Below are 5,154 nucleotides of genomic sequence, written 5' to 3'. Positions count from 1 at the left end.
CCCCTCTGCTTGCGGCATAATATCCATAAAGGCAAGAGTCTTGTCATCTTCATAAACCTTATGATAAGGGGTATCACCATCGAGCATTTTGGCAAAAATATTATCGTCTCTATAAACATTTTGCGGTTTGGCTTGGCTCATTTTTTATTCCTTAGATTAGAATAGTTATTAATATTAAATAGGTTTCAGTATTACAAGGTTATTTGCATTACAAAATATAGTGGACGAAATCTCACTTAAGTACAAGTACTGAATAATAGGCATTTAAACCTTATCATTCACACAACCAGTTTGATGAATGATTAATTTATTGACGAGCCATGCGCGATAAATGTTATATTAATCTTCTCTCTCTATGACCTTACCATGATGGATTTGACTGCCTTGCCAACTCAATTATCTAATAATACTGACACTCATACACAGTCTGCCAATGAAGCTACCATAAACAATGAGACGGACACGCAAATGCTTGAGGCTAATAACCCTCCAGTCATTGACCCAAATGCCATTATATTAGCGCAAGCATTGACTGATAAAGCCATCAGTTGGCGTATTCATAACTGTAAAATCAGTCAAAATATCGTCACCCAAGACTTGTCGCTGCCGTTTTTATATCATTACGATAGCTTAGACGATGCTATTAAGCAGACCAATCCTTTAACCCCAAAGCTACTGGCAAAATTTAATACGCTGATGACGGCGCAAGAAGCTGCGACTATGATAGGTATTGATAATGCACTATTAAAAAGCCCTTGGCATGTAAAAGTGATTGGCTCATTAGTGGTATTTAGCGAAGCGTTACAACTCGCTGTTCGTCTGCATTGGACCAATACTGGCAAAGAAACGCAGCAGATTTACACCCAGAGTAAAGAGGATGCTATCCTTACCGATTTCAAAGATTGGCAGTTTTTTGGTCGTATTGATATCCTATATAAAAACAACAATCAACCACTGATTAGTGTTGACGAACAGAGCATTGATATAGAAACCAATAAACCGCTGCCATTGACGATAGAATCCAATACTGAATATCAATACCTACCAGCCACTCATGCTTTGGTCGTCATTGCCAAGCTAGAAGCAGATAAAGCTGAACTCCCTGGGTTTGAAAGCGCTATTTTGGAGCGCATCGCTTAAATTATTGACCATCAAGTCTTACTCTTCATAGGTTAATTATTTTCAGTTACTCATATCTAATGGTATGGTAACGACTTAGTATTATTCACTAGTACTCTCCCTGTATAAAAAGCAAACTATCAACATTGCAGCGAATGCTGCACATATTAATAAATCTCGCTCATTTGTAAGGAATACCACATGGATTATAATTCAAAAACTTCTACCGGCGGTCGTAATATGGCAGGTGCTCGTGCCCTAGGGCGTGCAACTGGCATGACTGATGGCGACTTTGGCAAACCTATTATTGCAATTGCCAACTCCTTTACCCAATTTGTACCCGGTCATGTGCATTTAAAAGATTTGGGGCAAATGGTTGCACGTGAAATTGAAAAAGCGGGCGGCGTGGCAAAAGAGTTTAATACTATTGCGGTTGATGATGGTATTGCGATGGGTCATAGTGGCATGTTGTACTCACTACCGAGCCGTGATTTGATTGCTGATTCTGTTGAATACATGGTCAATGCCCACTGCGCCGATGCGCTAGTATGTATTTCTAACTGCGACAAAATCACCCCTGGTATGTTAATGGCAGCCATGCGCCTCAATATCCCCGTGGTCTTTATTTCAGGTGGCCCAATGGAAGCGGGTAAAATTATCGCCAGCACCGTGGCACACAGTCATAATAATGATAGTGGTAGCGACGTCCATAGCACTGACAGTAAAGGCAATGCCATTCGTAAGCTTGACTTAGTCGATGCGATGATGGATGCCGCTGATGATAGCATTAGTGATGAAGATGTCGCCGCTATTGAAGCCTCAGCCTGCCCGACTTGTGGTTCGTGCTCTGGTATGTTTACTGCCAACTCGATGAACTGTTTGACCGAAGCCTTAGGCTTGGCATTACCGGGTAATGGCTCACTATTGGCAACCCATTCGCTACGCCGCGAGCTGTTCTTAGAAGCGGGTCGCACTATTGTGTCACTAGCCAAACGTCGCTATGAGCAAGACGATGATTCGGTACTACCGCGCTCTATCGCTACTAAAGCCGCCTTTGAAAATGCGATGACTTTAGACATCGCCATGGGTGGCTCGACCAATACTATTTTGCATCTGCTTGCTGCTGCAAATGAAGCTGAAGTCGACTTTAAAATGCACGATATCGACCGTTTAAGTCGCGGTGTTCCTTGCCTTGCTAAGGTTGCTCCTGCTTCGCAAAAATACCATATGGAAGATGTTCATCGTGCAGGCGGTGTCTTTGCACTGTTAGCCGAGCTTGACCGCGCTGGTTTGCTGCACACCGATTTGCCGACTATTCATAGTGCCACGATGAAAGAAGCGATTGATAAATGGGACATCATGAATCCTGATAATCTTGAAGCGCGTGCACGCTATATTGCAGCGCCTGGTGGAGTACGGACTACTGAGGCGTTTTCACAATCAAAAGAATGGTCAAATCTCGACGTTAATCGTGAGTCTGGTTGTATTCGTAGTGCCCAACATGCTTACTCAGAAGATGGCGGTCTTGCAGTACTATACGGTAATATTGCTGAGCGTGGCTGTGTGGTCAAGACAGCGGGCGTTGATGACAGTATTTTAGTATTCACCGGACGCGCGCGTATATTTGAATCACAAGATGACGCGGTAGCAGCGGTACTTGATGATCAAATTATTGCAGGCGATGTGGTAATTATCCGTTTTGAGGGTCCTAAAGGTGGACCGGGTATGCAAGAGATGCTCTACCCGACGACTTATCTAAAATCTAAAGGGCTAGGCAAAGAATGTGCGCTGCTCACAGATGGTCGCTTCTCTGGCGGTACATCAGGCTTGTCTATTGGTCATGCTAGCCCTGAAGCCGCTGAAGGCGGTGCCATTGGTTTAGTGCAAGAAGGCGATACTATCCATATCGATATTCCAAACCGTACCATCAATATGCAAGTCAGCGACGAAGAGTTGGGTGCTCGCCGCGAAGAGATGGAAAGTCGTGGTCGTGACGCTTGGAAACCTGTGAGTCGTGAGCGTCATGTCTCTCCTGCTTTACGTGCCTATGCAGCGATGACCACCAGTGCCGATACGGGTGCTGTACGTGACGTCAGCCAAGTTGAGCGCTAAACGCTAGTTCTTATTCTTAAGTGCTAATCTTGAACTAAATTTATTAAATTTTATTAAGCCTGCGCAATGCAGGCTTTTTTTCACCAAAAAACAACGTATCTGTCTATTTAATCACTATCTGATAACGATTTTTTGCGATATGTAGATGTTTTTACCGTCATTATAAACAGCTATTAAATGTGACTTTTTTAAACTTTAAATCAAATATAACAGCGTGTGCCAACATCATGATTGAAAATTACAATTTGTTCTTATTGGTCTGCGGCATTGCCTTCGTATTCGGTGCGTTATTTCCGATTGTCTTTAAACGCACGCCTATCTCCTTGCCCATGCTGCAATTAAGCTTTGGTCTACTAATGGGCTATTTTTGGACAAGTTTGACATTTTTGAACCCTATCGATAATGGACTGATTATCGAAAAGCTGACTGAAATTGTGGTGCTGGTTTCTTTGGTCGGTGCGGGTATCAAGATTGACACTGAGCTATCTTGGCGATTATGGCGTCCGACGATGCGCCTACTCCTGATTACCATGCCCATCGGTATTTTTGCGATGGCAGTCTTAGGTTACTATGCCTTTGGTATGACGATAGGCGGCGCGATTTTATTGGGCGCAGTCCTTGCCCCAACGGATCCTGTATTGGCCTCTAGCATTCAAGTTGGACCGCCTAATACCGGAGGCGAAGATACGCCCCGCTTTACCTTAACCTCAGAAGCCGGTTTGAATGATGGGCTCGCGTTCCCTTTTGTATATCTTGCGATTAAGATCGCAGAAGCCTATAGCGAAGGGCAGCGTTTTACGGGGGATATGCTGTGGTCTTGGTTTACCCATGATGTATTATGGAAAATTGGCGCAGGGTTACTGGTTGGTATTGTCGTTGGCAAAGTCATGGCAAAGCTGGTGTTCTCAAAGTACAGCCGTGAGACGACTATGTCTCAAGGTTATGTTGTCATCTCACTAACTTTGGTGGCATATGGGCTGGCAGAATACGTCCATAGTTATGGCTTTATTGCCGTATTTGTCGCCGCATTTGCATTTCGTCGTTCAGAATCTGAACACACCTACCACCATAAACTGCATGATTTTGCCGAGCAATCAGAAGGCTTGTTGATGTCACTAGTCCTCGTCATCTTTGGTATGTTCCTTGGGCAAGGGCTGCAAGCTGGCGTTGAGCTAACATGGCGCGTTTATATCGTCAGCTTTACTTTTTTATTGCTGATTCGTCCGCTTGGCGGGTTTATTGCTTTATCGGGGTTGAATCTACCACGTGCTGAAAAATACGCCATATCAGCCCTAGGTATCCGTGGCATCGGTACCCTTTACTATTTATCCTATGCACTTAACCAAGGATTTTTTAATGATGAAGACGCCTTAAAGCTTTGGATAGTTTGTTCGATTGTGATTTTAGCGTCTATTTTTATCCATGGTTTAACGGCAAAACAGCTTCTGAAAATGACACCGAATAAAAGGCGTGAATGGCATGAATAGCACTTTTCATCAATAAAAACGGCTATTCATAACCCATTAATATTGATTAGATCTGGTCATCAATCAAATCTAATACCGCTTCCGTCAGCGCAAACTGGCGGATATCATTGAGCATGGTCACATCAAAATTATGAATAAAGGCAAACGATAACTGCCGCTCAGGGTCGCACCACGCAACCGAACCGTTATAGCCCATATGCCCAAAACTTTGCGGCGCACGAGGTTCTGTATCATCAGTACTTGCCTCAAAATTATCGCTATTATAAATACTAAAGCGGCGATGATAACCCAAGCGCCAATCCATATGTGCTGGCATGACGGCATCCATGCCTGTCACTTGGGGCGTTGATAGCTGCTTAAAGGTTGTTTCATTAATGAGCGTTTTTCCTTGCCATACGCCTCCATTAGCCAGCATCGCATAAATAGTTGCCATTGC

3 protein-coding genes and 2 pseudogenes are annotated in these 5,154 nt (G+C 43.8%); 3 read left to right on the top strand and 2 right to left on the bottom strand.

What is annotated here, in order from left to right:
• Nucleotides 1-141, bottom strand: a pseudogene (locus VLN09_RS01665) (HIT family protein); the annotation flags it as partial.
• A 225-nt stretch (nt 142-366) separates the two neighbouring features.
• Between VLN09_RS01665 and VLN09_RS01660 the strand changes: the two are divergent.
• From VLN09_RS01660 to VLN09_RS01650, 3 genes are all read left to right on the top strand, one after another.
• Nucleotides 367-1,140, top strand: coding sequence for a hypothetical protein (locus tag VLN09_RS01660; RefSeq protein WP_325243447.1), 774 nt, complete (start codon nt 367-369; stop codon nt 1,138-1,140).
• A 180-nt stretch (nt 1,141-1,320) separates the two neighbouring features.
• The gene (gene ilvD / locus VLN09_RS01655) at nt 1,321-3,231 is read left to right on the top strand and encodes a dihydroxy-acid dehydratase (RefSeq protein ID WP_325243445.1); all 1,911 of its coding nucleotides are present in this window, start codon (nt 1,321-1,323) and stop codon (nt 3,229-3,231) included.
• Nucleotides 3,232-3,458: 227 nt separating this feature from the next.
• Entirely contained in the window at nt 3,459-4,718 is a 1,260-nt protein-coding gene (locus VLN09_RS01650) for a cation:proton antiporter (RefSeq protein ID WP_325243443.1), read from the top strand.
• A gap of 46 nt (nt 4,719-4,764) precedes the next feature.
• Here VLN09_RS01650 and VLN09_RS01645 read toward each other — a convergent pair.
• Nucleotides 4,765-5,154 (bottom strand): annotated as a pseudogene (locus VLN09_RS01645) (serine hydrolase); the annotation flags it as partial.

The sequence above is a fragment of the Psychrobacter sp. genome, assembly GCF_035469765.1.
Taxonomy (GTDB): Bacteria; Pseudomonadota; Gammaproteobacteria; order Pseudomonadales; family Moraxellaceae; genus Psychrobacter.
Note: the sequence above shows the minus strand (reverse complement) of the source record. Positions and strands in the feature narration are given on the sequence as shown.

Bases quoted from the DNA above. Each gene is read 5' to 3' on its own strand.
- VLN09_RS01660 (WP_325243447.1), top strand. From the start codon at position 367: ATGATGGATTTGACTGCCTTGCCAACTCAATTATCTAATAATACTGAC.
- ilvD (WP_325243445.1), top strand. From the start codon at position 1,321: ATGGATTATAATTCAAAAACTTCTACCGGCGGTCGTAATATGGCAGGT.
- VLN09_RS01650 (WP_325243443.1), top strand. From the start codon at position 3,459: ATGATTGAAAATTACAATTTGTTCTTATTGGTCTGCGGCATTGCCTTC.